20 protein-coding genes and 1 pseudogene are annotated in these 24,574 nt (G+C 65.5%); 12 read left to right on the top strand and 9 right to left on the bottom strand.

Annotation, left to right across the window (positions count from 1 at the left end; all coding sequences use genetic code 11):
- Positions 1-808: 808 nt before the first annotated feature.
- From FRANEAN1_RS35220 to FRANEAN1_RS35195, 6 genes are all read right to left on the bottom strand, one after another.
- The gene (locus FRANEAN1_RS35220) at positions 809-1,852 is read right to left on the bottom strand and encodes a glycosyl hydrolase family 32 (RefSeq protein WP_020464451.1); all 1,044 of its coding nucleotides are present in this window, start codon (positions 1,850-1,852) and stop codon (positions 809-811) included.
- Between the two features lie 35 nt (positions 1,853-1,887).
- A complete protein-coding gene (locus FRANEAN1_RS35215) occupies positions 1,888-2,940 on the bottom strand; it encodes a LacI family DNA-binding transcriptional regulator (protein ID WP_020464450.1) in 1,053 nt (350 codons plus the stop codon).
- A 70-nt stretch (positions 2,941-3,010) separates the two neighbouring features.
- Positions 3,011-4,132 (bottom strand): glycoside hydrolase family 172 protein, encoded by a 1,122-nt coding sequence (locus tag FRANEAN1_RS35210; RefSeq protein WP_020464449.1) that lies wholly within the window; start codon positions 4,130-4,132, stop codon positions 3,011-3,013.
- 115 nt (positions 4,133-4,247) lie between these two features.
- Entirely contained in the window at positions 4,248-5,087 is an 840-nt protein-coding gene (locus FRANEAN1_RS35205; protein ID WP_020464448.1) for a carbohydrate ABC transporter permease, read from the bottom strand.
- Complete coding sequence (locus FRANEAN1_RS35200) at positions 5,084-5,971, bottom strand: sugar ABC transporter permease (RefSeq protein WP_041256909.1); 888 nt, start codon at positions 5,969-5,971, stop codon at positions 5,084-5,086. Before FRANEAN1_RS35200 ends, FRANEAN1_RS35205 begins: the two co-directional genes overlap by 4 nt.
- Before the next feature lie 82 nt (positions 5,972-6,053).
- On the bottom strand, positions 6,054-7,316 hold the full coding sequence (locus FRANEAN1_RS35195; RefSeq protein ID WP_049795845.1) for an extracellular solute-binding protein: 1,263 nt from the start codon (positions 7,314-7,316) through the stop codon (positions 6,054-6,056).
- A gap of 384 nt (positions 7,317-7,700) precedes the next feature.
- On the opposite strand from FRANEAN1_RS35195, the gene FRANEAN1_RS35190 reads away from it, so the two are divergent.
- Positions 7,701-9,296, top strand: coding sequence for an IS66 family transposase (locus FRANEAN1_RS35190; protein WP_020464445.1), 1,596 nt, complete (start codon positions 7,701-7,703; stop codon positions 9,294-9,296).
- Positions 9,297-9,344: 48 nt separating this feature from the next.
- Here the strand turns inward: FRANEAN1_RS35190 and FRANEAN1_RS35185 are convergent, their stop codons facing one another.
- The 3 genes from FRANEAN1_RS35185 to FRANEAN1_RS41880 all read right to left on the bottom strand — a co-directional run bounded on the left by FRANEAN1_RS35185 (position 9,345) and on the right by FRANEAN1_RS41880 (position 13,315).
- On the bottom strand, positions 9,345-11,801 hold the full coding sequence (locus tag FRANEAN1_RS35185; RefSeq protein ID WP_020464444.1) for a glycoside hydrolase family 32 protein: 2,457 nt from the start codon (positions 11,799-11,801) through the stop codon (positions 9,345-9,347).
- Between the two features lie 20 nt (positions 11,802-11,821).
- Positions 11,822-13,027 (bottom strand): right-handed parallel beta-helix repeat-containing protein, encoded by a 1,206-nt coding sequence (locus FRANEAN1_RS35180; RefSeq protein ID WP_020464443.1) that lies wholly within the window; start codon positions 13,025-13,027, stop codon positions 11,822-11,824.
- Between the two features lie 105 nt (positions 13,028-13,132).
- On the bottom strand, positions 13,133-13,315 hold the full coding sequence (locus tag FRANEAN1_RS41880; protein ID WP_157472915.1) for a hypothetical protein: 183 nt from the start codon (positions 13,313-13,315) through the stop codon (positions 13,133-13,135).
- A gap of 516 nt (positions 13,316-13,831) precedes the next feature.
- Between FRANEAN1_RS41880 and FRANEAN1_RS35175 the strand changes: the two genes are divergently transcribed.
- From FRANEAN1_RS35175 to FRANEAN1_RS35130, 11 genes and pseudogenes are all read left to right on the top strand, one after another.
- A complete protein-coding gene (locus FRANEAN1_RS35175; RefSeq protein ID WP_020464442.1) occupies positions 13,832-14,854 on the top strand; it encodes a LacI family DNA-binding transcriptional regulator in 1,023 nt (340 codons plus the stop codon).
- An 85-nt stretch (positions 14,855-14,939) separates the two neighbouring features.
- Entirely contained in the window at positions 14,940-15,236 is a 297-nt protein-coding gene (locus FRANEAN1_RS35170) for a transposase (protein WP_020464441.1), read from the top strand.
- Positions 15,188-15,871, top strand: coding sequence for an IS3 family transposase (locus FRANEAN1_RS40135; RefSeq protein WP_198145706.1), 684 nt, complete (start codon positions 15,188-15,190; stop codon positions 15,869-15,871). Before FRANEAN1_RS35170 ends, FRANEAN1_RS40135 begins: the two co-directional genes overlap by 49 nt.
- 18 nt (positions 15,872-15,889) lie before the next feature.
- A pseudogene (locus FRANEAN1_RS42770) lies at positions 15,890-16,249 on the top strand (integrase core domain-containing protein); the annotation flags it as partial.
- 592 nt (positions 16,250-16,841) lie between these two features.
- Positions 16,842-17,939 (top strand): sn-glycerol-3-phosphate ABC transporter ATP-binding protein UgpC, encoded by a 1,098-nt coding sequence (ugpC, locus tag FRANEAN1_RS35160; RefSeq protein WP_020464438.1) that lies wholly within the window; start codon positions 16,842-16,844, stop codon positions 17,937-17,939.
- Between the two features lie 550 nt (positions 17,940-18,489).
- Positions 18,490-19,527 carry a LacI family DNA-binding transcriptional regulator gene (locus tag FRANEAN1_RS35155; protein WP_347176893.1) on the top strand — a complete coding sequence of 346 codons (1,038 nt, stop codon included), beginning with the start codon at positions 18,490-18,492 and terminating at the stop codon, positions 19,525-19,527.
- Positions 19,528-19,590: 63 nt separating this feature from the next.
- On the top strand, positions 19,591-20,877 hold the full coding sequence (locus FRANEAN1_RS35150; RefSeq protein WP_020464436.1) for an extracellular solute-binding protein: 1,287 nt from the start codon (positions 19,591-19,593) through the stop codon (positions 20,875-20,877).
- A 151-nt stretch (positions 20,878-21,028) separates the two neighbouring features.
- Positions 21,029-21,871, top strand: coding sequence for a sugar ABC transporter permease (locus FRANEAN1_RS35145; protein WP_347177282.1), 843 nt, complete (start codon positions 21,029-21,031; stop codon positions 21,869-21,871).
- Between the two features lie 77 nt (positions 21,872-21,948).
- Positions 21,949-22,803 (top strand): carbohydrate ABC transporter permease, encoded by an 855-nt coding sequence (locus FRANEAN1_RS35140; RefSeq protein ID WP_347177281.1) that lies wholly within the window; start codon positions 21,949-21,951, stop codon positions 22,801-22,803.
- A complete protein-coding gene (locus FRANEAN1_RS35135) occupies positions 22,800-23,555 on the top strand; it encodes a PfkB family carbohydrate kinase (protein ID WP_020464433.1) in 756 nt (251 codons plus the stop codon). The genes FRANEAN1_RS35140 and FRANEAN1_RS35135 overlap by 4 nt, the downstream gene beginning before the upstream one ends.
- Position 23,556: 1 nt before the next feature.
- On the top strand, positions 23,557-24,573 hold the full coding sequence (locus tag FRANEAN1_RS35130; protein WP_020464432.1) for a glycosyl hydrolase family 32: 1,017 nt from the start codon (positions 23,557-23,559) through the stop codon (positions 24,571-24,573).
- Position 24,574: the final 1 nt, after the last annotated feature.

Genomic DNA, 24,574 nt, shown 5'->3' with positions numbered 1-24,574 from the left:
CTGCGCCGAGGGGCGCGGCAACCCCGGCGTGCGCCGCGTCCGCGCCGGCCTGGCCGCGTCCGGTCACCAGCTGTCCCACAAGCGGGTCTGGCGTCTCATGCGGGCCGGCCGGCCTGCAAGGACGCCACCCCAAGGCCTGGAAACGCACCACGATCGGCGGCGACCGGCCTGTACCGGCACCCGACCTGATCGGCCGTGACTTCACGGCCCCGGCACCCGACACCCGCTGGTGCGGCGACGTCACCTACGTCAGGACCTGGGACGGATGGGCCTACGTCGCGACCGTGATCGACCTGTACTCCCGTGCCGTCGTAGGCTGGGCCGCCGCCGACCACATGCGCACCAGCCTCGTCACCGACGCCCTCGACATGGCCATCGCCCGCCGCCAGCCACCGGCAGGAGTCATCTTCCACTCCGACCGCGGCAGTACACCTCCAGCGCCTTCGACACGCACTGCAAGAAGAACAAGGTCCGGCGTTCCCTGGGACGGACCGGTATCTGCTACGACAACGCCGTCTCGGAATCTTTCTTCGCCACCTACAAGAAAGAACTCATCCACACCCGCCCCTGGCCAACCCTGGCCGACCTGAAAAGAGAAACCGCCGACTGGATCGAGAACCACTTCAACACAACACGTCGCCATTCCACCCTCGAATACTTGACACCCAGGGAATACGAGCTAGGCTACAGACACATCGGCCAACTGGCAGCCTAAGAGGGCGTCCAAAAAAGCGGAAACACTCCACGCCGCGCTCGGGGTGCTCGGCAAGCTCGGTGCGTCCCCCTGCTGTTCTTCCGGGGCTACTCTTCACACCCCCGGCCGAGAGACCGGGTTGAGCCCCGGGTCGTCGTGGCTGGCGGTGGCGTCGTCCGAGGCGCGCCCCGGGTCGTCTCGCGCCGTCCCGCTGAGCACCAGCCTGGTGCCGTCCTGCGCCCACGAGACGTACATCGGATCACTGATCTCCCCGACGAACCGACCGCCGTCCACCACGTTGTGGAAGGCGAGCATCACCCAGCGCCCGGACCGGTCCCGGACCAGGCGTCCGCTGTAGAGGGACTCGTCGGTCACCTGCACCGCGCGCGTGACATCGTAGGGACCCAGAAGCGTCTCGACGGGAACGCACCACGTTCCGCCGTGTACGCCGCGCTCACGGCGTTCCCGGGAGAGCTCACCCCGCAGGCACGAGAACACCAACACGGGACGACCGTCGACGACCTCGACCTGGGGGACCTCGAGATGTCCGAAACCCGTCTGCGGCAGGCTCAGGGGTGGCTGGGCCGACCAGTGCACCAGGTCGTGGGAACGGGCGTGTCCGATCACGCCCCGTTGGTCACCGGGCCCGGTCGCGGCGCGCGCGGTGACCAGCATGTGCCAGCCATCGCCGGCCGGGTCACGCAACACCCACGGGTCGCGCCATGCCTCGTCGGGCCACTGTGCGTCGACCAGCTGCTCGTACCAGTGCGGATCACTCTCCAGCACCGGCGCTGCCGGATGTTTCTCCCAGGTGTGGAGGTCTGTGGAGGTGGCGAGGCCGATCCGCTGTTTGAGCCCCCGCTCGCCGGAACTGGCACCGGTGTAGAACATCATCCAGGTTCCGTCGTCGTCCCGGACGACCGATCCGGTCCAGGTGGCGATGTCGTCGAAGGCCACCGGGTCGCTGGGCGCGACCGCGTCCGCGACCTCGTCCCACCTGGTGAGGTCGGACGAGACGGCATGCCCGACGACGGCCTTCCAGTGGCGCTGGTCGGGATCGCCGAGAGCGCGGGATGCCTTGAGGAAGAACATATGGTAGTGCACGCCGTCGTCGGCGAACCAGAAGTCCCATGTCCAGACGTCCGGGAGTCGCAGCATCACGTGCCCTTCCTGTGCGGTGGTTGTGGGCCCGGTCAGCCGGAGACCCGGGAGACCCGGTGGGGTGGCGGGCTGACGGAAGCGCGTCGAACGAGCGGGCACGACATGAGCTGGGGAAACCCCTCACTGGCCCGAGGTTGCGACGACTCGATGAGACCGAGCAGCGTGTCGGCGGCCCAGCAGCCCATCTCGTAGTGCGGCAGCGCGACGGTGGTCAGCCCGGGATGAAGTCCGTTGGCGATGATTTCCTGGTTGTCGAATCCCACGACCGACAGGTCACGCGGGATCTCCAGGCCGAGCTCCGCGGCGGCCCGGTAGGCGCCCATCGCCATACGGTCGTTGAAACAGAACAGCCCGGAGGGACGTCCCCGCCGCGTCAGCAGTGCGTGCGCGGCGATGTACCCACCGGTGGCCTCGGATTCCTCGGCGATGACCAGACGTGGGTCATAGCGGATGCCCGCGTCCTTCAGAGCGGCCCGGTAGCCCTCGAGCCGGCCGTGCGTGGCCGGAATGTCATCACGGTTGGTGATGAATCCGATCCGGGTGTGCCCGTGCTGGAGCAGTTCCTCGACGGCCGCCCGTCCGCCCCCGAACTCGTCGGGAACGACAGCCGGCATCGTGTCGTCGGAGCGCGCGTCGAGCAGGACCGTGGGAAGCCCGCTCAGACCGGGGGGAAGCTGGACGTGACTGTGGTACATCCGTGCGTAGAGCACCCCGTCGACCTGGCGCTGAACGAGTTCCTTCACGGCACGCTGCTCGGCCTCGGCACTGCCACCGGTGTTGAACAGCATCGGTATCAGACCGTGTTTGAGTGTGGTTTCCTGTACACCGAGAATAATTTTTCCCGCGTGCGGTGTCGTGGCTATGTGGTCGCTGATCAGGCCCACGGTGTTCGTCCGGCGCAGACGCAGACCCCGGGCCAGTCGGCTGGGCGTGTAGCCCAGCCGCTGTGCTGCCTCGAGCACCCGTTCCCGGGTTTCCTCGGCGACCCGCGCACCTTCGGTCCTGTTGAGAACGTGGGAAACCGTTGTCTGGGAGACACCGGCGGCGGCGGCGACGTCACGGATGCTTGCCCTGTTGCTCCTCATGTCGCCTTCGTACCTCTTCTTCCCCGCCTGGCGCCAGACCGGGTTTGTCCCCCTGCGCCGCCGGACCGGTCTACTCGTCCCAGAGACCGTGTTCCGGCCACCGACGGGGCAGTCGCTGGTCTACCGGCGGCAGTTCGGCAACCGGTACATGCGGCTCAAGCTGGTACCAGTAGGCCACGCTGGAGTAGTCGTTGCCCTGGCCGTTGGCATGGCCATGCTCGATGGTGACGCGGATCGACTTCTGAAAGCGGACCGGGTCCTCGATGTGGAAGCGGTACATGCTCCACAGACCGAAGTGCTCCTGCACGCTGCTGGCCAGGGTGATGCCGTGATAAGGCCCGGCGTAGGCCCCGCTGGGGAAACCCCAGGCCGCGTTGAAGTAGTCCTCGGTGCCGGTCCCGTGCAACGACGGAGGCCACGCCTCGCCGTCGATAAAGATCATGTCGTCGCCCTCGCCGGGCCATGTGTACGTCTGGTTGGACGCGTCGAAGTTGTCGATGCTCAGCACGCATCCCACGTAGTGCCCGGTGCCGACGGCGTCGAGTATGACGTAGTTGTCGTCACCGGTGAGATTGATGCCGGGGAGGTCCCACGGGGCCGGGTTCTCGATCTCCGAGACGTGCTCGACCTTCTCGCAGGGCTTCTCCTGCCGGTAGTACGCGTGAAACCGTCCGACGTCGTCGGGAACCGACTCCTGGGTGAGCTCGTAGTCGACGTAGAAGAACAGGTTCTCGACGGGCTGGTCGCTCTCGTTGCGTAGCTGGATACGCGCGCCGGTACCGAAGGGCATGGGGAAATAGGTGTTCATCGCGGCGGCGAACGGTCCTTTGGGGCCACGTCTCGGGCCGAATACCATGCTCATCGGAAGTGACACGTAGTGTGTGCAGGTGGCGTGGCCGACCCCGAAGAAGTCCCCGAGCGGCGCTCGCACACTCGGGTGCTCCGCCCCGTCCCAGTACATCTCCAGGACCAGCTTCCGCAAGTACTGCGGGGAATAGCACCGGGTGGTCATCCAGATGTGCTCGATGACGCCGGCACCGGAGATGTCGGCCATGACGTAGGTCTCGCCCGGGGCGACGGTTCTGAAGTCCCTGTTTCCGCCGGTCCGGTCCCAGCTCGCCGACCTCAGCGACCTTCCGGGCTTGACGTAGGGGAGGCCGCTGAGTGGGCTGTTGGGTTGCCAGAAACGCATGACGGGACCTCCGGTCGTTGACGTGACGGTGAGTCGAGAAAGGACATTCGTGCCTGTTCTTCCCTGTTCTCCGGGTTTTTTCCTGCCGGCTCTGGCTGTGCGCCGGGGCGGTCGGTCAGCCCTTCACCGCGCCCAGTGTGAGACCGGCGACGATGCGCCGCTGGAGAAGAAGGGTGAACAGGACGACGGGAATGGAGTAGACGGTTGCCAGCGCCGTCATCGGCCCCCACTGTAGGCCGAACTGCGTCTGGAAGTTGGCGATGACGATCGGTGTTGTCTGCGCCTCCACCGCGGTCAGCAGGAGGGCGAAGAGGAACTCGTTCCACGAGGCGAGGAAAGCGAAGATCGCGACGACCGCGAGTCCGCCGGAGATGACGGGAACGACCACCCGCCACAGCACCCCCATGCGGCCGCATCCGTCCACCTTCGCCGCATCTTCCAGCTCTACCGGAACGGCCGCGAAGAAGCTCGTCAGGAGCCAGATGGACAGGGGCAGGGAAATCGTGGTGTGCGCCAGCGCGAGGCCGGCCGGCGTGTCCCGCAGGTGCAGGAAATTCATCATGCCCACCAGCGGGACACCGATTGCCACCGGCGGGACCATGCGGGTGACCAGGGCCACCATGATGAACACCCGACCACTCACGGTGCGGTAACGGGTGATTCCGTAGGCGGCGGGCACCGCGAGCACCAGCGACAAGACCGTGCTGGTGGCCGCGGTGCTGAAGCTGTTGACGAAGGCGGGTACCACACCCGCCGTGGTCAGTGCGCTGCGGTAGTTCTCCAGGCTCCAGCCACGCGGCAGGATCGCCGGCGGCACGGAGATCGCGTCTGACGGTGTCTTGAACGAGGTGCCCACCAGGTAGGCGAACGGGAATCCGTAGAGCACGACCACAAGAATCAGCAGGAGCCACAGCAGCGCTCGGGTGTTCCCTGGACGGGTGCGTGTGCTGATCATGCTGACTCCTTCCCCGGGTTCCAGATCGTGGCGAGCGCGACCGCCGCGAGGACGAACATGGCCAGCAGGTAGAGGGTGCCCATGGCGGAGGCGAGTCCGGGTTCCCCGAAGCGCACCATGGTCCGGTAGATGAGCAGGCTCAGCGTTTCCGAGGCCGACTGGGGTCCGCCGTCGGTCTGGATGAGGATGACGTCGAACGCACGCACCGCGTCGATGCCCCGGACGACGAGTGCGACCGCGATGACCGGACGAAGCAGCGGCAGGATGATCCGCATCAGCATCTGCACCGGGCCGGCACCATCCAGCCTGGCGGCTTCGAGGATGTCGGGAGCGATGTTCTGCAGGCCGGCGAACAGTATGAGCGACATGAACGACGTCGTCAGCCAGATATCCGGCAGGGCGACCGAGAAGAGCACGATGTCGGGGTCACTGAGCCAGCCGATGTCATCGGGGCTGCCGATGACGCCGATCCGGCTGAGGATCTCGTTGACGATTCCGAAGTTGTCGATCAACATGAACCGCCACAACAGGCCGGCCACGATCGGGGCAATCATCAGGGGATACAGGAAGGCCGTTCGAAGAAGACGCGACCGCTGCCCGAGTGTGTGGAAGAGAAGGGCTGTCGCCAGACCGAGCACGAACTCCATCGAGACGACGAAAACCGTGTAGATGGCCGTCCGCAGCGCCGCGCCGGTGAAGTCCGCGGAGGTGAGGGCTTCCCGATAGTTGTCCAGGCCCACGAACTCCCGGGTACCGGCCAACGGCGAGATCTCGTAGAGGCTGTCGAGGACCAGCCTTCCCAGCGGCCAGGCGACGAAGACACCCAGAAAGGCCGCCGCCGGCAGCATCAGCAGCAGTGCGAAGCGCCCATCCGTCATCAGCAGGCGGCGACCACTACCACGAACTCCCCGCCGGCCGGCGGTGGCCGTTCTCCGGTATTTCCGTGCTGTCACGATATGGTTGGTGCTAGCTGACAAGACGCTGCACATCCTCGCGGGCGTCCTTCAGCAGGGCTGCGTAGTCGGCGTTGTCGGTCAGCGACTTCTGCAGCATGGGCACGAGGACGGTGTCGACGATCTGCTGCCATTTGGGGGTCGCCGGGCGGACCTTCGTCGCCGGGGCGGACAGGGTGTCCAGCAGCGGAGTGAAGTGCTCGTAGCCGGGTTTGTCGGAGTACTTATCGAAGGCCGATCTGCGGGCCGCCAGGCCGAGTGAGGACTGGATGCCCAGCGCGTTGTTCTCATAGCTGAACTGGATGAACTCCGTGGCCAGCTCGGTGTTGCGGCCGGCCGCGGGAACGGACAGGTGCCATGGCCCCGGAATGGCCGCGATCCCGGCACTTCCCGCGATCATGGGTGCTGCCCCCACCTTGCCGTGGACGGGCGAGTCCGAGGGGATCAGCGGGAACGCGTGGGCCCAGAAGCGCAGCATCGCCGTTTTTCCCTGGTTGAACAGGTTCTGTGCCCCGGCCCAGTCGAGCTGCGCGGCTCCCGGCGGAGCCACCCGATGACGGTTGTTGAGGTCGCTGTAGAAGCGGAGCGCGGCCAGATGCTGCTCGTTGTCAATGATGATGTTGTCGTCCGGGTCCAGAACCACACCGGGGGACCCCGCCTGCAGGACGTGGGCGAGCCACTCGGTCTCCACCGCCCCCTTCACGTCGGTTCCGTAGAGCTCGGTGCCCCGCGTGAAGAAGCGGGCCGTGTCCTCGAACTGCTGCCAGGTCTTCGGCACTTCGAGCGGATACCCGAACTGGCTCTCGAACGCCGTCCGTTCCCCCGGAGCCTCGAACAGGTCCTTCCGGTAGAAGAGGATCTCCGCGTTGGTCCAGGTGGGCATGGCCACGAACCTGCCGTCGACCTGTGCCTCGGAGACCAGCGCCGGGAATAGGTCGGACTTGACGTCCGCGGTGAACAGCTCGTCCAGCGGGTGCAGGGCGCCGGCGAAGGTCGACAACCAGATCGCGTCGACCGCCGCGACGTCGAACGAGACCGTGCCCGAAGAAAGTTCGCTGCTCAGTCTGTTGAAGAGCCCGTTGTACGGTAACTCCACGAAGGAGACCGCATGACCGGTCTCCTGATGGAACAACTCGGCGATCTTCGTCAGCTCCGCCTTGCCACCGGCCTCGCACAACAGGGTGAGGGGGGCGTTGGAACCGCTGGTGTCGCCACTCTGCCCACCGGCACCGCAGGCAGATGCAATCATACTGGTGAGCCCCACTGCCCCGCTCATCTGCAGGACCCCGCGACGGGTGAGCCCGGATCTGGCTTCGCTCGGAGTGCTAGCCATTCGTGCCTCCATTGACTGTCAGTTGACTGTCAGTAATAAGATGACTGTCAGTAATCGAAACTGATGAGATCGAAACTGGCGATGTCGGCCCGTACGGGCCTGGTGGTCCGATCCGAATCTTGTGCCGAAACGATTTGGCACGACGTAAGCTAGACCGACCAATGGGGTGGGTCAAGAGGGTAAAGAGGTAAGTAGTCGGAAGTCTTGTGGTTGGTCGGCGCTGGGGTCGGCGCCGGTGTGGGCTGTGTGTGGTTCGCTGGTCGCGCTGGGTGATCTCCAGGCTGTCGGGGTGGTTTGCTGCGGTGTGTGACGGTTGGGGAGTCGGCCGTGGGTGTCGCGGTCGAGGGTGATGGCGTGACGCTGGCGGGGGTGCTGGCGGAGAACGCCTGGCTGCGTGGCCAGTTGGCCGAGCGGGACGCCGAGATCGCGGCGCTGCGGGCGCGGGACGCCGAGCGGGAGACCGAGCTTGAGGCGTTGCGGGCGGAGCTCGTGGTGCTGCGGAAGGTCGTGTTCGGTCGGTCGTCGGAGAGGGGCGCCGGGCCGGCGCCTGCGCCGGCGGGGCGGGATGGCACGGACGGTGGCCAGCTGGCGGGCGGTCGGGAGGCCGCGGGCCGGGAGGCGCCGCGGCGTGGGCCGGGGGCGCGGGCGGGTCGGCGGGACTACGGCGGTCTGCCGCGCCGGGATCTCGACTGTGACTTCCCCTCGGGTGGCTATGCCTGCCTGGAGTGCGGGACGCTGTTCACGCCGTTGGGTGAGCACCGGGTCGAGCAGGTGGACTGGCGGGTGCTCGTCGAGCTGCTGGTCTCCCACCGGCGCCGCTACCGGCGGGGGTGTGGCTGCGGCGGGCCGGTGACGGTGACCGCGCCGGGCCCGTCGAAGGCGGTCGGGCGGGGCCTGTTCACCAACCGGTTCCTCGCGATGCTGCTGGTGGAGCGGTATGTCGCGGGCCGGTCCCAGAACTCGCTGGTCACCGGACTGGCACGCCACGGCGCCCAGATCTCGCCGGCGACCCTGACGGGGGCGTGCGCGCAGGTCGCGGGCCTACTCGCCCCGCTCGCGGAGAAGATCGTCGCCCGGTCGCGGGGGTCGTGGCACCTGCACGCCGACGAGACGACCCGGCGGGTGTTCACCCCGGACAGCGCCGGCGGGCCGGCCCGCCGGTGGCTGTGGGTGTTCCTCGGCCCGGACTCGGTGTGCTTCGTGATGGACCCGTCCCGCTCGGCGGCGGTGCTCGCCGGGCATGCCGGGATCAGCGAGGCCACCGGCCAGCTCGACGGGGACGACGGCGCCGGCGGCCCGCGCCAGCTGGTGATCTCCTCGGACTTCTACGCCGTCTACGCCTGCGCTGGCCGCAAGGCGGACGGGATCGTCAACCTGTTCTGCTGGGCCCACGTCCGCCGGTACTTCATCCGGGCCGGGGACGCGAACCCCGCCCAGCTCGGGATCTGGGCCCGCCACTGGCGCGAGCAGTTCGGCGCGCTCTACCAAGCGCACGCCGAACTCGCCGACGCCTGGCAGACCGCGGCCAGCGCCCCGAGCCCGGCGGCCGAGCGCCGCCTCGCCGCCGCCCACGCCACCTGGGACGCCGCGATCGGGGCGATCGACACCGCCCGCCGCGAGCAGACAGCCTCCCCCGGCCTACAGGAACCCGCGAAGAAAGCCCTGGCCACGATGGACCGGGAATGGGACGGGCTGATCGCCCACCGCGACTACCCCATGATCGGGCTGGACAACAACCCAGCCGAGAGAATGATCCGCAAACCGGTGATCACACGGCGCAATACCGGCGGCTCCCGCACCGACGACGCCGCCTGTCGGCATGCCCACACGCAACTTCCGACTACTTACGTGAAGAGTGAAGAGAAGGTTTTCGGGTCGCCCTCGGGTCGGGCATCCTCATCGCAGGGCCGGCCAGGGAGGTGATGACCCTGGCCGGCCCCGAGCTCGGCTACGCGCGGATGTCTTCTGTGTTCAGCTTGTTACGACGTTCTGGATCACGCCGACCCCGCTGAAGACGTTGACACCGAAGAACCCACTGCTGTAAGTGCTGTCAACGGCGTCTATGACCGGCGTCGCTCCTCCGTCGAAGTAGACTCTGATGTTGGGACCGTTGGCCACCACCTTCAGGTGGTACGTCCGGCCTTCGACGATCGGTGTGTTGAAGACGCCTATCACCGAGCCGGGGCGCCACAGTTTCACCAGGCCGTTGGTGTCGACGTTGGCGGTGTAGTGCCCGGTCGCGTCGGCGTTCGACCGGAAGGTCAGCGCGGCGGCGACCCCGTTGATCACCTTGACGTCACCCTCATAGGTGAAGTTGGTCCCGGTCTGGTCGCTGAGGTAGAAGCCGTCCCCGGCGACCCGACCCTTGACACCGGCACCGGGGACGGTCCACAGCCCGGTCGCCGGCCGCCAGGTTGCTCCCAGGTTGGAGACGAACCCGGTGGCGTTGACGTTGGCATTCTGCACGACGCCGGTCCCGCCGAAGACGTTGGTCCCGAAGTACCCGCTGGTGTAGGCGGTGTCGACGGCGTCGATCACGGGGGTGGGGCGGTGGTCCAGATAGACCCTGATGATGGAGCCGCTGGTCACCACCTTCAGGTGGTAGGTGCGGCCTTGGGAGATCGGGGTGTAGAAGATCCCGATGTCCCGGCCGGGGCGCCACAGTTTCACCAGTCCGTTGGCGTCGACGTTGGCGGTGTACTGCTGGGTGGCGTCGCTGTTGGCCCGGAAGGTGATCCCGGCTGCCACGGCGGTGTCGAGGCGGAGATCACCCTCGTAGGTGAAGTCGGCTCCGGTCTGGTTGCTCAGGTAGAAACCGTCCCCACCCGCGGTGCCCTGCTTGCCCGTGGTGGTGTCGACCCACGTCCCGCCGGCCGGGTGCCAGGGGCCGGCCAGGTTGCTCTCCAGGGTGGACTCCCCAGAACCCCACGCTGACTGCAGCCGGTGGAACTGGAGCGACACCAGCTGGACGTTGCCGCCTTCGGCATACAGCTGCACACCCTGGCTCGACGGTGCCGAGTTGAAGTTGACGTTGTCGGTCCAGGACAGCTTGCCGTCGTTGCCGAAGATCTCCAGTTGCCCGCGGTCCACCAGTAGCCGCATCCTGACCCGTCCGTTGATCGGCGCCAGCGGTGCGCCGTAGAGCGTCTGCGCAGTCCGGTCGTAGGTGACGGCACGGTCGAAGGTTCCGTCACTGCGGGTGTGTAATCGGAAGCCGAACCGTGACGCTGTGGCGGTGGCCGTGTCGAACTCGGCGATGATCTCGTAGGTGTCGGCGAAGGTGCTGGTGAGGGGATCGCTGGCCGGATCGGGGGTGATGTCGCGGTTTACCCATGATTGAGAATCGACGCGCAGGGACGCGATCTCGCCGACGGGATTGCGGGTCAGGCGTATCCCCTCGGGATAGGCGCGCAGGCCCAGTTCCGCGGGGAAGGAGGCATTGCCGGTCCAGACGCTGCCCTGGTTCGATCTCATCCAGGCCATCTGCACGATCCGGTTGTCCGGCATGTGGTTGAAGGTCAGCCCGGCATAGAAGGTGCCCTCGAAGGTGTTGTGCCCCTGGTCCATCCGTTGCGGCGACGTCCACTCCGGGGTGAAGGTGACACCGTCGAAGGAACCGATGACGTACTCGCCGCCGGCGTCGGTCATGACCCACCTCGTGTTCCCCGGGTCGCCGTCGACGGCCAGGGAGAACAGGTCCGGACATTCGTACAGCCAGTCGGCGGCATACCGGCTGCGAAACGTCCAGGTCAACAGGTTGGGTGAGGTGTAGATGTTGACGCCGTTCCCCCCGGCGTCGGACCAGACCACCATCACCCACCGGTTGGAAGGCGCATGCCAGAACACCTTGGGATCACGACTGATGCCGGCCGGTGTGACGACCTTCTGACCTTGGTTGTAGATCTGGAACGTTTTCGCGGCGTCGTTGCTGTAGTTGATGCTCACGCCGTTGGTGGCGGTGAACACGAGGATCGGTGCCTCGCTCCCGGTCTGCAGACCCGAGGTGTTGTTGGTGTCGACCACCCCGGCCCCGGACCACAGGTCATGCGGATGCACACCCGGTTCCAGCGCGATCGGCTTCTGCGTCCAGTGCACCAGGTCGGGGCTGGTGGCATGTCCCCAGTGCATGGTCTCCCAGAGGAGGCTGTGCGGATTGTGCTGATAGAAGACGTGGTAGAGGCCATTGTGGTACAGCGGGGCGTTGATGTCGTTCATCCAGCCGCCGCGCGAGCTGAAGTGGAACTGGCCGCGTAAGGGCTCGGTGTAGTCTGTCGTCGGGTACGGGAACTCGGGGTAGTCGCTGACCTGTCCGGCCAGGGCGGGCACGGCCGGCAGAAGGGAGGTGAACACCGCCGCGAGAGCGACCGTCACCGCGGTGAACCTGACCCGCGTGAGGCTGCTACGCATGAGTCTGACAAGTATGGACATCCTTTTTCTCTCCTACGGTGTCACGGCGTCGGGCGGAAGGTGTAGTTGGAGGTGTACGAAACGAACTCGGACGCCGTCCCGCTGTCCAGAACCTTCGTGCCGGTCGTCGTCGCGTCGAGGACGACGTTCTTTACGCCCACGTTGGCCGTGACGTGGTTGTTGGAGATGAAGTTCCCGTTTCCGGACGCGACCAGGATGATCGTTGGTGTGGCGCCGAGGGGGGTGATCTTGCTGGGGTCGACGTAGAAGGCAAAGAGGTTCGTGGAGACCATGTTGTTGTCCCCGCGCAGGTGCACCAGCCCGTACAGGTCGTCCTTGCCGTTGTTGTAGGACTGCATCGGAGGCCACGGCTCAGCCTCGCGCCGGAAGTGGTTGCTGCTGATCAGGTTCTCCTTGTTCAGCCCCTCGAAGTCGATGATCCCCGGGTAGAAGTCGTGCAGACGGTTGGCTGTGATCGTTGAGCGGTTGGTGTTCTTGAAGTGCACCGCGCTCCTTCCCCGGGGGAAGATGTTGTTACCGGAGACAAGCAGACCCTCGTGTCCCTCGGCGAACACCGAGTAGCCGACGTAACCCGCACCGATCAGGTTGTCGGTGATTTTGGACGCCTGTCCCGAGCCGGTCAGCTCGATGCAGCTCCCGCATTCGGCGATGAAGTTGTCGCTGACGCTCAGTGCGTCGGCGTTCGTGACTATCAGTGCGTGCTCGAGGTAGACGAAGCCCATCCCCTCGAACCTGAAAGCGTCGTTGCTTGTGGCGACCCGAACTCCGGTCTTTCCGTTGACATACGAGTTCTGGTTGGTGCCGAAGCTGAGGCCATCGAGGCAGAAGTTCGAGAACACGACCGAGCTCAGTCGTGGGTCTCCCGTCCGGGACACCAGAAACGCCTCGCTGTTGCCGTCGGTGTTCTCGACCTTGATACGGCTGCTTCCCGGCCATAACTCGTGCCACGCCGAGGTGTTGGACGTGTTGTACCGTATGCTGGACGAGGTGAAGCCGTGGCCGGATCCCTTGATGGTCAGGTAGCTGATGTCGACGGTCACCCGTGTCTTCAGGGGGTAGTCCCCCGGTGGGATGTAGATGACGGCTCCGGGCTTCGCCGACTGGTTGGGCTGCTGGGCCTTGATGTCGCGGATGATGTCGTTGATTACCACGCCGACGTCGACGTAGCAGGTGATGGAGGGGTTGCTGGGGACGGTCCAGGTGGTCACGTCATAGAGGGTAGACAAGGTCAGCCACGTCCTTCTCTGTCGGCTGGGTGGGGTACGCGCAGGAATGACACCCGCGGCCATCGGATATGCCGGTCGTGCGGCGTGGTGTGGCCCACGTGGGGTTCAGGCCACGCCGATGAGGGAGTTGTGGGGGTGCTGAGTCGTGGCAGCAGGCTCCTCTCCGTTCGGGGAATCAGGGGTGTCGGGCCGCAGGAATACGGGACCGACCGGGATCACGCCGGGTAGCGACGTGGCCACCAGCCCACCGAGGAGTAGGCGGCGGGTGACAGGGGTTCCGTGTGGCATGAGGTTCTCCTCCGGAATGGTGCGCGGTCGGATGCCGTGACCGATGAACGGGCGATGTCGAAGACGGAAGATCCCGGGGTGGTCTCCTCTGCGGCCGGGAATCCGGGCGACCGGGGAACTTCTCATACGAACGTGGGTACGAGGTACCGCATCCAGGTCTCCCGGGCCGAGAGCCTGTTCGGATGATCCACGCCCAGACGATCCGGGGTGCGATGGGAGTGTCGGGCTTCAGATGATCAACATGTGGGGCAGTCGGCGGAGGTGCCTGCCTGCTGGAACGGTCGGTTGCGTCAGAATCACTGTTTTTGGGACGATATGCCCGGATCCCGGTGCAGCCCGAAGTCACTCTGGTCTGACTGGGAGCGTGTCTGAGAACCATCTGTCCGGCTTCCTGATCGGACGATGGTCCTGAGCACACTCTGAGAGCCGGATGCCTCATGGGCTGGTAACACGTGTTAGTGTGCCGGGTTGCCGGCACGTGTCAAGATGTTTGCAATTTTTATGTGAACGGAGAAGATGCCAACCGCTCGGCTTGCCAGGCCATCCCAGCGCGACGTGGCCGCGCTCGCAGGGGTGTCGAGAACGACTGTGTCCTTCGTGATGAACGGGGTTGCCGACGCCGCCAAGATCTCGCCGGAGACACGCGCACGGGTGTGGGCAGCCGTCGAGGAGCTGGGGTTCCGGCCGAACGAGATCGCCCGTAGCCTTCGTTCGAGCAGAAGCAACGTGCTCGGTCTGGTCACCAGTGAGATCGCCACCACGCCCCATGCGGTGGCAATCATCAAGGGTGCGCAGGAGACCGCCTTCGCGCACGACAAGACGCTTCTGATCGTTGACACCGACGGCAGGCGGGACCTGGACGGAGAAACCATCACGAAGATGAGCCGGTGGCAGGTCGAGGGTCTGATCCTTGCCACCGACCACCACCGGGAACTGGTACCGCCCGACGGAATCGGCCAGACACCGACCATCCTCGTCAACTGTTTCCCGGCCGACGGTTCGCTGACATCCATCGTCCCGGACGAGCGACAGGGCGGCTGTCTGGCCACCGAGACCCTGCTCGCGGCCGGGCACCGACGCATCGGGTTCATCAACGGCCCGGATCGCTTCCCCGCGTCGGTCGGCCGCATGCGGGGATACCGCGACGCTCACCGGGCCGCGGGAGTCGACCCGGACGAGCGGCTGATCCGCGTCGGCGACTGGTGGCAGGAGTCCGGTTTCCGGCATGCCGCCGACCTTCTCGGTCTTTCCGAACCGCCCACGGCCCTGTTCTGCGCCAACGACTGGATGGCCATGGGGGCGTACGACGCGGTGAGGGAACGTGGCCTGCGCATCCCCGGGGACGTGGCGATCATCGGATTCGACAACCGCGAGCAGATCGCCGCGCACATGCGACCCCGACTGAGCACCGTCGCACTGCCCTACCACGACATGGGCAGGATGGCGGTCGAAAGGCTCCTGGCCACGGAACAGACCGGGAGCACGGACGTCGAACGGCTTCTGGTGCCCTGTCCCCTGGTGACCCGTGAGTCGGTCTGAACACCACCCCGTCCGAGGGATGCCCTGGGGTGAGTTTCCCCTCTGAGCGTGGAGAACATCACGGACAGAGGATGAGGCGATTGTCATGGAATCGCGTCGTAGGTTCGATCGGGAGTTCAAGGAAGGCGCTGTCCGTATCGTTCTCGAGACAGAGAAGCCGGTCGCAGCTGTGGCCCGTGACCTGGGAGTTCACGAGGCAACGCTGGGAAACTGGGTGAACGCGGCGCGTCGTAGGGAAAAGAAGGGCGAACTGTCCGAGGACGAGAGGGTCGAGCTGGAGCGGCTGCGGGCGGAGAACGCGAGACTCACGATGGAGCGTGATGTCCTCAAGCGATCTGTGGCCCTCTGGGTGAACGAGGCGATGGGCCGGACGGCCCGGTAGAACTGGCCGGGTTCATCGTTTCCCAGAGGGCCGAGCATCAGGTTCCGTACCGGCTGTCGTGCCGGCTGCTGAACGTCTCCGAGTCCTGGTTCTACAAGTGGCGGCATGGTGACCGGTCAGTGCGCCGGGCGCGGCGGCGGACGCTCGCGGAGACGGTGCGTTGGCTGTTCCACCTGCACCGCGGTCTCTACGGGTCGCCGCGGATCACCGCGGAACTGCGCGCTCGGGGCTGGTCGGTGTCGAAGAACACCGTCGCGGCGCTGATGGCCGAACTCGGCCTGACCGCCCGCCGGCGCCGGCGCCGCCGCGGCCTGACCAAAGCCGACAGGCGGGCCGCGAAGCCCCCGGACCTGGTCCGGCGCCGTTTCCACCCGCCCGAGGCCCCTGACCGGTTCTGGGTCGGGGACCTGACCGAGATCCCGAACAGCGAGGGTCGGCTCTACCTCGCCTCGGTCCTGGACCTACACAGCCGCCGAATCGTCGGGTTCGCCCTCGGCACCCGCCATAACCCCGCCCTGGCCACTGCCGCGCTGCGCACCGCCGTCACCGCCCGCGGCGGCCACGTCGACGGCGTCGTCCTGCACACCGACCAGGGCGGTGAATACACCGCCACCGACTTCGCTGACACCTGCTGAAAATCAGGCGTCACCCAGTCGATGGGACGCACCGGCAGCGCACTCGACAACGCCGTCATCGAATCGTGGCACTCCACCCTCGAATGCGAGCTCCTCGCCCGGCAGCGGTTCACCACCCGCGCCCAGGCAAAAACCGCCGTCGCCGACTACATCGACTGGTACAACACCAAACGCCGCCACTCGACCTGCGGCGGACTACCACCAGCCACCTACGAACAACAGACCCGGCCAGGCCACATGACCGTTCCAGACAAAACCACAAACGTGGAGACGGCTGACGCCGCCCCCCATCCCCGAGAACCACGTGCCGGGCCGGAAGCGCCGCGCACAGTACGAGGCCGCCCCTCCAAGGTCAAGGACCGCTCCGCGGCCGCCTGACGGCGGTGGCCCTCCGGGCCATCCCTGACCCCGGAGCCTCTACGACCTCGCGGCCAGGACAAACAGGGCCAGGTCGGAACCTGGCCCATCAGACGCGCGGCGCCGGGTACACCCACCCACAGCCACCAGACCAAGACCCGGCCCCGCCCCAGCCGATCATCCTCCACGGTTCCAGGGGAAGCTCGGTTCGCTCTCCCGACCACCGGCAGGGGCACGGTCTGTTGCTAGGGCTCGCAGGCCCTGTGCCCAAGAGTGCTCACCCACCGGCAGCTACCGGCACCGAGCCTGCCGTATCGCGACCCGGTACGTCCCATCAGTGCCCCCCGCCACGCACCTGGCGATCACCACCGGATCAATCCGACCCAGCGAATTAAAGATCAGTACACCATTTTGGTAACTGTCCCGACGCTCTGGGTCACATCGGCCGAGGGCAAGGGGGGCGCGAAGGCGCCTGGTTGACAGGTCAGGGCACTGCATGCATTCTTAGCTAATCCGATTCATCATGTGGGATGCATCACTGTACGTGAGGTATCTCCGATGGTCGCACCCTCGTAGAGCATCCGACACACCCACGGTGAGGGAGTACATACCGATGGCCACAGTCACGTACGAGAAGGCCAGCCGCGTCTACTCAGGTGTGGAGCGTCCGGCGGTCGACGCGCTGGATCTGGAGATCGTCAACGGTGAGTTCCTGGTCCTCGTCGGTCCGTCCGGCTGCGGAAAGACCACCAGCCTGCGGATGCTCGCGGGTCTGGAGGATGTCGACCAGGGCGCGGTCTGGATCGGCGATCGGGACGTCACCCACCTGCCGTCGAAGGATCGGGACATCGCGATGGTGTTCCAGAATTACGCCCTGTACCCACACATGACAGTCGCGGACAACATGGCCTTCCCGCTGAAGATCGCTGGAATGCGGAAGGACGAGATCCACCGGCGTGTGCAAGAGGCATCCAAGCTACTCGACCTGGAGCCGTACCTGGACCGCAAGCCCAAGGCTCTCTCCGGAGGGCAGCGGCAACGGGTAGCCATGGGGCGAGCGATCGTACGCCAGCCGCAGGTGTTTCTGATGGACGAGCCACTGTCCAACTTGGACGCAAAACTGCGGGTGTCCACTCGTGTCCAGATCGCCACGCTGCAACGCCGTCTGGGCGTAACCACGGTGTACGTCACGCATGACCAGGTGGAGGCAATGACAATGGGGGACCGGGTGGCGGTCCTCAAGGACGGGGTGCTGCAACAGTGCGACAGCCCGCGCGGCCTGTACGAGCGGCCCGCGAACGTCTTCGTGGCCGGATTCATCGGTTCTCCGGCGATGAACCTCATGGACTTCCGAATCGTCGACGGCGCCGCCGAGATTGGTGGTCTACGTGTTCCGCTGTCCCGTAGGATCATCCGCTTCACGGAAGGCGCCCCGACGGTGACATTAGGATTCCGTCCAGATTCACTGGAGCAGGCCGGCGAGGACAACGGCGGCTTCCCGGTGACCGTGAACGTGGTGGAGGAACTCGGCTCGGACGCATTCTGCTACTGCACCCTGGAGGGACAGGAAAGTACCTCTAGTAAGATAGACATCATTGCCCGTGTTAACCCTCGCACTGTGCCGGCGAAGGGCGAAAGGGTCTACCTTCATATTCGCCCCGAAGAGATGCACGTCTTCTCCACGGAGACCGGCAGGCGCTTGTCCGACTGAACGACTCCGGTCTCATCACATCTTCCGCCGCAGGCACTGGCCGGTGGTCTTCGGGGAGAACTCGCCTATCCGATACAGCTGAGAAAAATGGAAATTTCACCGCGTGGTCGGGCAACACCGTGGACACGCTCATCGTGGACGCCCATTTACTGGCTCGACATTGCGCGCACGAGCATCCGTTGTTCCGCACGGCGCTCCCGACCAGCCCTGGATCGCCCAAGCAAAAATGGTTCTTTTTCTGGAAAAGACCGGCGTCCAACCGCCCGCGCTGTGCCCGAACAGACACGGGTGCGCTGTCCGTACTGGAATCGCATCCAACACCTTGCCCGCACCGCCAGTGGTCTGCGCCCTGTACTGCGGCGGGCACCGCCTGTGTAGGCATCGGTATGTCCCCCCGCGATCTCGTCCCGTCTGCCATCCGTCCCGTTCACGGGGCGAGCATGCTGTCGCTTGACAAAGTTATGCAAGCAGGGCGTACTAATCCTTAGTAATTTCCGATAAAACGATTTATCTTGGGATGTGGCGTGTGACTCAGATAGGGATCGCCGACGTGGCGGCCGCCGCAGGCGTCTCCCGAACGACCGTTTCGCTCGTGCTCAACAACGTCGAGGCACGCATCTCCGACGAGACGAGAGAACGTGTGCGCCGGGTCGCGGCGGAGATCGGGTACGTGCCCAATCCGGTCGCACGCAGCCTCCGTACGCGTCGCACGCGGACGATCGGCCTGATCTCTGACCGGATCGCGACGACACCGTTCGCCGGCCGCCTGCTCGCCGGCGCGCAGGATGTGGCACGCGAGCATGAGTACCTCGTGTTCCTCGTCAACACCGACGGCGACTCCGAGATCGAGCGGGAAGCCATCCGTGCGCTCTCAGCCCACCAGGTCGACAGATTTGTTTACGCCTGCATGTGGCATCGAGAGATTTCTGTTCCCGCAGGGCTTCCAGAGTCGACCGTGTTTCTCGACTGCCGGCCTCTTGCGGACGGCTACTCCGCTGTCGTGCCAGACGACCATGCCGGCGGTGTCGCCGCGGTCCGAGAGCTGGTCATGGCCGGCCATCGCCGGATTGCCTATGTCGACACGACGGAGAAGGACCGTCCCGTTGCCGCTGAGCTGAGACACCGCGGCTATCTCGAGGTGCTGCGCGAGGCCGGCATCGGCGCCGACCCACGGCTTCATGTCACGTTCGAGACCTCGGCACTCGGCGGACGGCGGGCAACCGAGGCCCTTCTCGACCTGCCTGTCGACGTTCGGCCCACTGCCGTCTTCTTCTTCAACGACCGGATGGCCATGGGCGCCTACGTTGCAGCTCATACCCGAGGGCTCGAGATCCCTCGGGATCTTTCGGTGTTCGGTTACGACGACCAGCAACTGGTGGCGGCCGAACTCGACCCGCCACTGTCCACCATCGCCTTACCGCACTACGAGATGGGTCGCTGGGCGATGGAGATCGTGCTCGGGGTGCGGGAGGCCCCGAACGACACGTTCCTCATGCCATGCCCGGTCATCCGCCGGGCATCCGTGGGTCCGCCGCCGGCCTCGACTTCCACATCCAGTCGGCGGCGGACCTTTTTAGCAACCGAGTGACCGCATCAGCGGTCCCCGATCGGTTCGCGACGTGGCTGCCGCGCATCGTGAAAGGAATTCACCATGAAGCGTAAATCCTTTACCGGAATATTAGCAGTGACCGCCGCCGTGGCGCTTCTGCTCGCCGGGTGCGGCCAGGCGGGGAACAGCACGACGACCGCCGACGGCAGGATCCAGATACCCATGTGGACCCACTCGGCCGGCAACCCCGCCGAGCTCGCGGTGTACAAGCAGATCATCTCCGACTTCAACGAGTCGCAGGACAGGTACGAGGTAGTACAACAAGACTTTCCCCAGGTCACCTATAACGACGCGATTGTCGCGGCCGCCGCAGCGGGGGACCTGCCGTGCCTCATCGACATGGACGGACCGGTGATGCCGAACTGGGCCTGGTCCGGCTACCTGCAGGAGCTCAATCTTCCCAAGCAGCTCACGGACAGCCTGCTGCCGACGGCGGTCGGCACGTACAAGGGAAAGATCTATTCGGCCGGATACTGGGACGCCGCACTGGCAATTTTCGCGCGCAAGTCGGTGCTTGACAAGAACGATATCCGCATCCCCACCGTGGACAGGCCGTGGACGAAGGACGAGTTCGACTCCGCGCTCGCGACGCTGCAACAGGCCGGATACGATACTCCGCTCGACATCGGCGCGGAGGACACCGGCGAGTGGTGGTCGTACGCGTACTCCCCCATGCTGCAGAGCTTCGGTGGCGACGAAATCAATCGAGACACCTACCGCACGGCAGAGGGCGCTCTTAACGGGCCGGCTGCCGTGAACTTCTTCACGTGGTTCCAGGATGCCTTCAAGAAAGGCTGGGCAAGCAACTCCGGCACGATCGGGAACCAGGAGTTCGTCGACGACAAGGTCGCGCTGAGCTACACGGGCGTGTGGAATGCGCTCGACTCGCTCGAAAAGATCGGCGACGACCTGCTCATCCTCCCGCCTCCGGACTTCGGCCAGGGGCCCAAGATCGGCGGTGGCTCATGGCAGTGGGGCATCACGGCCGGATGCGAGCAAGCCGACGGCGCGCGCCAGTATCTGCGGTTCAGTTTCCAGGACAAGTACATCGCGCAGTTCGCGGACAGCCAGATCGTCATCCCCGCGACGGCCGGTGCCGAGGAGCTCTCGAAGTACTTCACGGCCGATGGCGCTCTGCGCCCCTTCGTCGTGCTCTCCCAGAAGTTCGCCCTCGCGCGGCCCGCGACCCCGGCCTATTCCGTGATCTCGTCGATCTTCGAGAAGGCGACAAAGGACATCATGAACGGCGCCGATGTGAAATCCACACTCGGCAGTGCCGTGGAGGATATCGACGAGAACATCACGGCCAACGACAACTACGGCTCCTGATCATCTCGTTCCATCCAGGTGGGGGCCGTGCACACGGCCCCCACCCCTCACCCAGAGGTCGACGATGACGTCCTCCACCCATGACGTGCCCCCGATCCGGCGGGGACGCCCTTCGGTGACCGCTCGACGGGAACGGCGCGCCGCCGTCGTGATGGCCGCGCCTGCGGTCATCCTGCTCGTGCTGTTCCTGATCGTTCCGGTGCTGCTCGGGTTAGTCCTGTCATTCACCAATGCGCGTCTCATCTCGCCGAACCCGCCCCGGTTCGTCGGGCTCCACAACTTCATCCGAGCCTTTACCGCCGACGACACCTTCCTGCGGTCCGCCTGGAACACCTTCGTGTTCGCGCTCGTCGTCGTCCCGGTACAGGCTGGTCTCGGCCTCCTGCTCGCCGTGCTCGTGAATCAGAAGCTCCGGGGAGCGACGCTCTTCCGCATCATCTTCTTCATTCCGGTCGTGACCTCGATCGTCGTCGTGTCGATCCTCTGGAAGTTCCTGTACCAGCAGAACGGGCTCATCAACTCGTTCATCGACATGGCTACCTTCGGGGCATGGAACGGGACGGCGTGGCTCAACAACCCGAGCACCGCGCTCGGCGCGATCATCGTGCTCTCGGTCTGGCAGGGTGTCGGCTTCCACATGGTGATCTGGCTGTCCGGTCTCCAGGCTATCCCCGAGGAGCTGTACGAGGCGGCACGGATGGACGGTGCCGGAACATGGCAGCAGTTCAAGAACGTAACCTGGCCGGGCCTGCGCCCCATCATGGCATTTGTTCTCGTCACCATCACGATCGCAGCGCTCGGCCTCTTCGTGCAGATCGACGTGATAACTCAGGGAGGACCCGTCGATGCCACCTCGACGGTCGTCTACCACGCGGTCCGCAAAGGCTATCAGGAGCAGGAAATCGGCTACGGATCCACCATCTCCCTTCTCTTCTTCGTCGCCGTGCTTGTCATCGCGCTCGTCCAGCGGCGCCTCACCAGAGAGAAGGACTGAACATGACCACCATCGCACGGCCCCATACGCCGGGGAAAACCCGGGTGATCGGGGTGCGCACGCTGAAACGGCGTCGCATGATCTGGTCCTATCTGGCGATGTTCGGCCTGGGAGTGTTCTTCCTATTCCCTCTCGTTTTCATGTTCGTGTCGAGCCTCAAGCCCGACGGCCAGATCCTGTCGGACATCGATTCGCCACGCGCCTTCCTCCCGGTGGGCGACATCAGCTTCGACAACTACGCCGGCGTCTTCGAGCGGGTACCCGTGGCGCGGTTCCTGCTCAACTCGGTTTTTGTGACGACGGCCATCGTCGTGCTTGGGCTGTTCGTGAACTCGCTGTGCGGATTCGCGTTGTCCCGGCTGCGCTGGCGCGGCCGGGGTGTCGTGCTCGCCGTCATCATCGCTACGCTCATCGTCCCCTTCGAGACGATCGCCGTGCCTATGGTCTACTGGGTGTCCAAACTCCCCACGTTAGTCTTCGAGGCGGGTGTACCCAAGTACGACTTCGGGTGGCTGAACACCTATCAGGTACAGATCATCCCATTCATAGCCAACGCCTTCTCGATATTCCTCTTCACGCAATACTTCTCGACCATTCCCACCTCGATCGACGAGGCCGCGCGCATCGACGGAGCGGGCTGGTTCACGATCTACCGCAGGATCATCGTCCCTCTTTCCGGGCCGGCCTTCGCCGCAGTCGCCATCCTCACCTTCCTGCCTGCATGGAACTCCTATCTCTGGCCGCTCATGGTCGTGCAAAAGGAGCAGTTGCGTCCGGTCATGGTCGGTATGCAATACTTCTTCCAGCTCAACACGGCGTGGGGCGAGGTCATGGCCTACACCACGATGATTACCATCCCGATGATCATCGTGTTCCTCGCCTTCCAGCGTTCGTTTATCACCAGCATTGCCACCACCGGAGTGAAGGGATGATCGATCAGAGGGACACCGCCCGCGTGATCGTCGTCGGCGAGGCCCTCATCGACATCGTGCACCGAGCGGACGGGACCGTCACGGAGACACCGGGTGGCAGTCCCGCCAATGTCGCCCTCACACTCGGCCGACTCGGCGTGCCGGTGCGGCTGGTCACCCAACTGGCCGACAACGCCGGCGGGCGGGCTGTGCGCGCCTGGCTCGTCGAGTCAGGCGCGCAGGTATCCGCACAGATCCCGGATGGAGGCCGCACATCGACCGCGATCGCGCGTCTCGATGCGACCGGCGCCGCGACCTACGAGTTTGACGTCACATGGTCCATCACGGTGCCCGAACTCGGAGCGGTCGGGGCTTTACAGGTCGGATCCCTGGGGGGTCTACTCGTGCCCGACGCGAACGCCGTCGCCAGCCTCGTAGCCGCGGTCGGTGACGCCCTCGTCAGCAACGACCCCGGCATCCGTCCCTCACTCATCGGCGACCCTGTGGCGGCACGTTCGCGCGTCGAGCGCCTGGTGGCAGCCGCCGCCGTGGTGAAAGCGAGCGAAGGCGACCTGCGCTGGCTGTATCCGCTCGCCTCGCCCGTCCATGTGGCCCGTCGCTGGCGTGCAGCCGGACCCGCCCTCGCCCAGGTGCTGCGCCGCTGCGCCCACAACGCCGCAATCACAGTCTCACGCGCCGGCGCCGACCCACCCTGGGCCTCGGAGATCGAAACAACCTGTATCGATTCGCTCCCCGCGACGACGAATGGCTGAGATGTTCACGCTGCGCGACTCCTGGGTGTGGGACTTCTGGTTCGCCGATGACGGCGACGTGTACCACCTCTTCTTCCTGCACGCGTCCCGGGCACTGCACGACCCCGAGGACCGACACCATCGGGCATCCATCGGGCATGCGACCTCCACCGATCTGGTGTCCTGGACACGGATCGAGGACGCGATCGTACGCGGCCAGGCCGGTGAGTTCGACGAACTTGCGACATGGACGGGATCGACGGTGCGCCACCTGGACGGCACCTGGTACACCTTCTACACCGGCTCACGACTCGCCCCCGGCGGCAAGAATGTGCAGCGGATCGGTCTCGCAACCTCGTCGGACCTCATCACCTGGACGAAGTCTCCCGAGAACCCGATCCTCTCGGCGGACCCACGGTGGTACGAAACCCTTGCCGACGCGGCATGGCACGACGAGGCATTCCGCGACCCATGGGTCTATCCGGACCCTGATGGGGACGGCTGGCACATGCTCATCACCGCGCGCGGCCGCATCGGAGACCCGCTCGGGCGCGGCGTCATCGGCCACGCCCGTTCCTTGGACCTCAAGCACTGGACGCTACTCCCGCCGCTTACCGCTCCGGCAGACGACGGATTCGGCCAGCTCGAGGTAACTCAGGTCGAGGTTGTCTGCGGCAGGCCCGTACTGCTTTTCTCCTGCCTGGCCGCACATGCCACCCCGTCGCGCCGTGCCGCCACGCCCGCAAGCGGGATCTGGGCCGCCCCGGCCGACAGCGTTCTCGGTCCCTTCGACATCGCCGGGGCCTACCAGATCACGGACGACCAGTACTACGTCGGACGGCTGCTGCGCCGCCGTGACGACGGCCGTTGGGTCATGTTCGCCTTCCACCACACCGGCGAACACGGCGAGTTCATCGGGGGCGTGAGCGATCCGATGCCGGTCGAATGGCACGACGACGAGTTGGTCGTCGCCACGCCGTTGGCGGACAAGAAAAGCAAGAGCTTTTTGGCGCCAGGTCGATCACATTTAAGGAGTTAAA

Source organism: Parafrankia sp. EAN1pec (assembly GCF_000018005.1).
GTDB classification, from domain to species: domain Bacteria; phylum Actinomycetota; class Actinomycetes; order Frankiales; family Frankiaceae; genus Parafrankia; species Parafrankia soli.
Note: the sequence above shows the minus strand (reverse complement) of the source record. Positions and strands in the feature narration are given on the sequence as shown.

Excerpts from the sequence above, each read along its gene's own strand:
- FRANEAN1_RS35220 (WP_020464451.1), bottom strand. The coding sequence starts at position 1,852 with ATGCTGCGACTCCCGGACGTCTGGACATGGGACTTCTGGTTCGCCGAC.
- FRANEAN1_RS35215 (WP_020464450.1), bottom strand. The coding sequence starts at position 2,940 with ATGAGGAGCAACAGGGCAAGCATCCGTGACGTCGCCGCCGCCGCCGGT.
- FRANEAN1_RS35210 (WP_020464449.1), bottom strand. The coding sequence starts at position 4,132 with ATGCGTTTCTGGCAACCCAACAGCCCACTCAGCGGCCTCCCCTACGTC.
- FRANEAN1_RS35205 (WP_020464448.1), bottom strand. The coding sequence starts at position 5,087 with ATGATCAGCACACGCACCCGTCCAGGGAACACCCGAGCGCTGCTGTGG.
- FRANEAN1_RS35195 (WP_049795845.1), bottom strand. The coding sequence starts at position 7,316 with ATGAGCGGGGCAGTGGGGCTCACCAGTATGATTGCATCTGCCTGCGGT.
- FRANEAN1_RS35185 (WP_020464444.1), bottom strand. The coding sequence starts at position 11,801 with ATGTCCATACTTGTCAGACTCATGCGTAGCAGCCTCACGCGGGTCAGG.
- FRANEAN1_RS41880 (WP_157472915.1), bottom strand. The coding sequence starts at position 13,315 with ATGCCACACGGAACCCCTGTCACCCGCCGCCTACTCCTCGGTGGGCTG.
- FRANEAN1_RS35175 (WP_020464442.1), top strand. The coding sequence starts at position 13,832 with ATGCCAACCGCTCGGCTTGCCAGGCCATCCCAGCGCGACGTGGCCGCG.
- FRANEAN1_RS35170 (WP_020464441.1), top strand. The coding sequence starts at position 14,940 with ATGGAATCGCGTCGTAGGTTCGATCGGGAGTTCAAGGAAGGCGCTGTC.
- ugpC (WP_020464438.1), top strand. The coding sequence starts at position 16,842 with ATGGCCACAGTCACGTACGAGAAGGCCAGCCGCGTCTACTCAGGTGTG.
- FRANEAN1_RS35150 (WP_020464436.1), top strand. The coding sequence starts at position 19,591 with ATGAAGCGTAAATCCTTTACCGGAATATTAGCAGTGACCGCCGCCGTG.
- FRANEAN1_RS35145 (WP_347177282.1), top strand. The coding sequence starts at position 21,029 with ATGGCCGCGCCTGCGGTCATCCTGCTCGTGCTGTTCCTGATCGTTCCG.
- FRANEAN1_RS35140 (WP_347177281.1), top strand. The coding sequence starts at position 21,949 with ATGATCTGGTCCTATCTGGCGATGTTCGGCCTGGGAGTGTTCTTCCTA.
- FRANEAN1_RS35135 (WP_020464433.1), top strand. The coding sequence starts at position 22,800 with ATGATCGATCAGAGGGACACCGCCCGCGTGATCGTCGTCGGCGAGGCC.
- FRANEAN1_RS35130 (WP_020464432.1), top strand. The coding sequence starts at position 23,557 with ATGTTCACGCTGCGCGACTCCTGGGTGTGGGACTTCTGGTTCGCCGAT.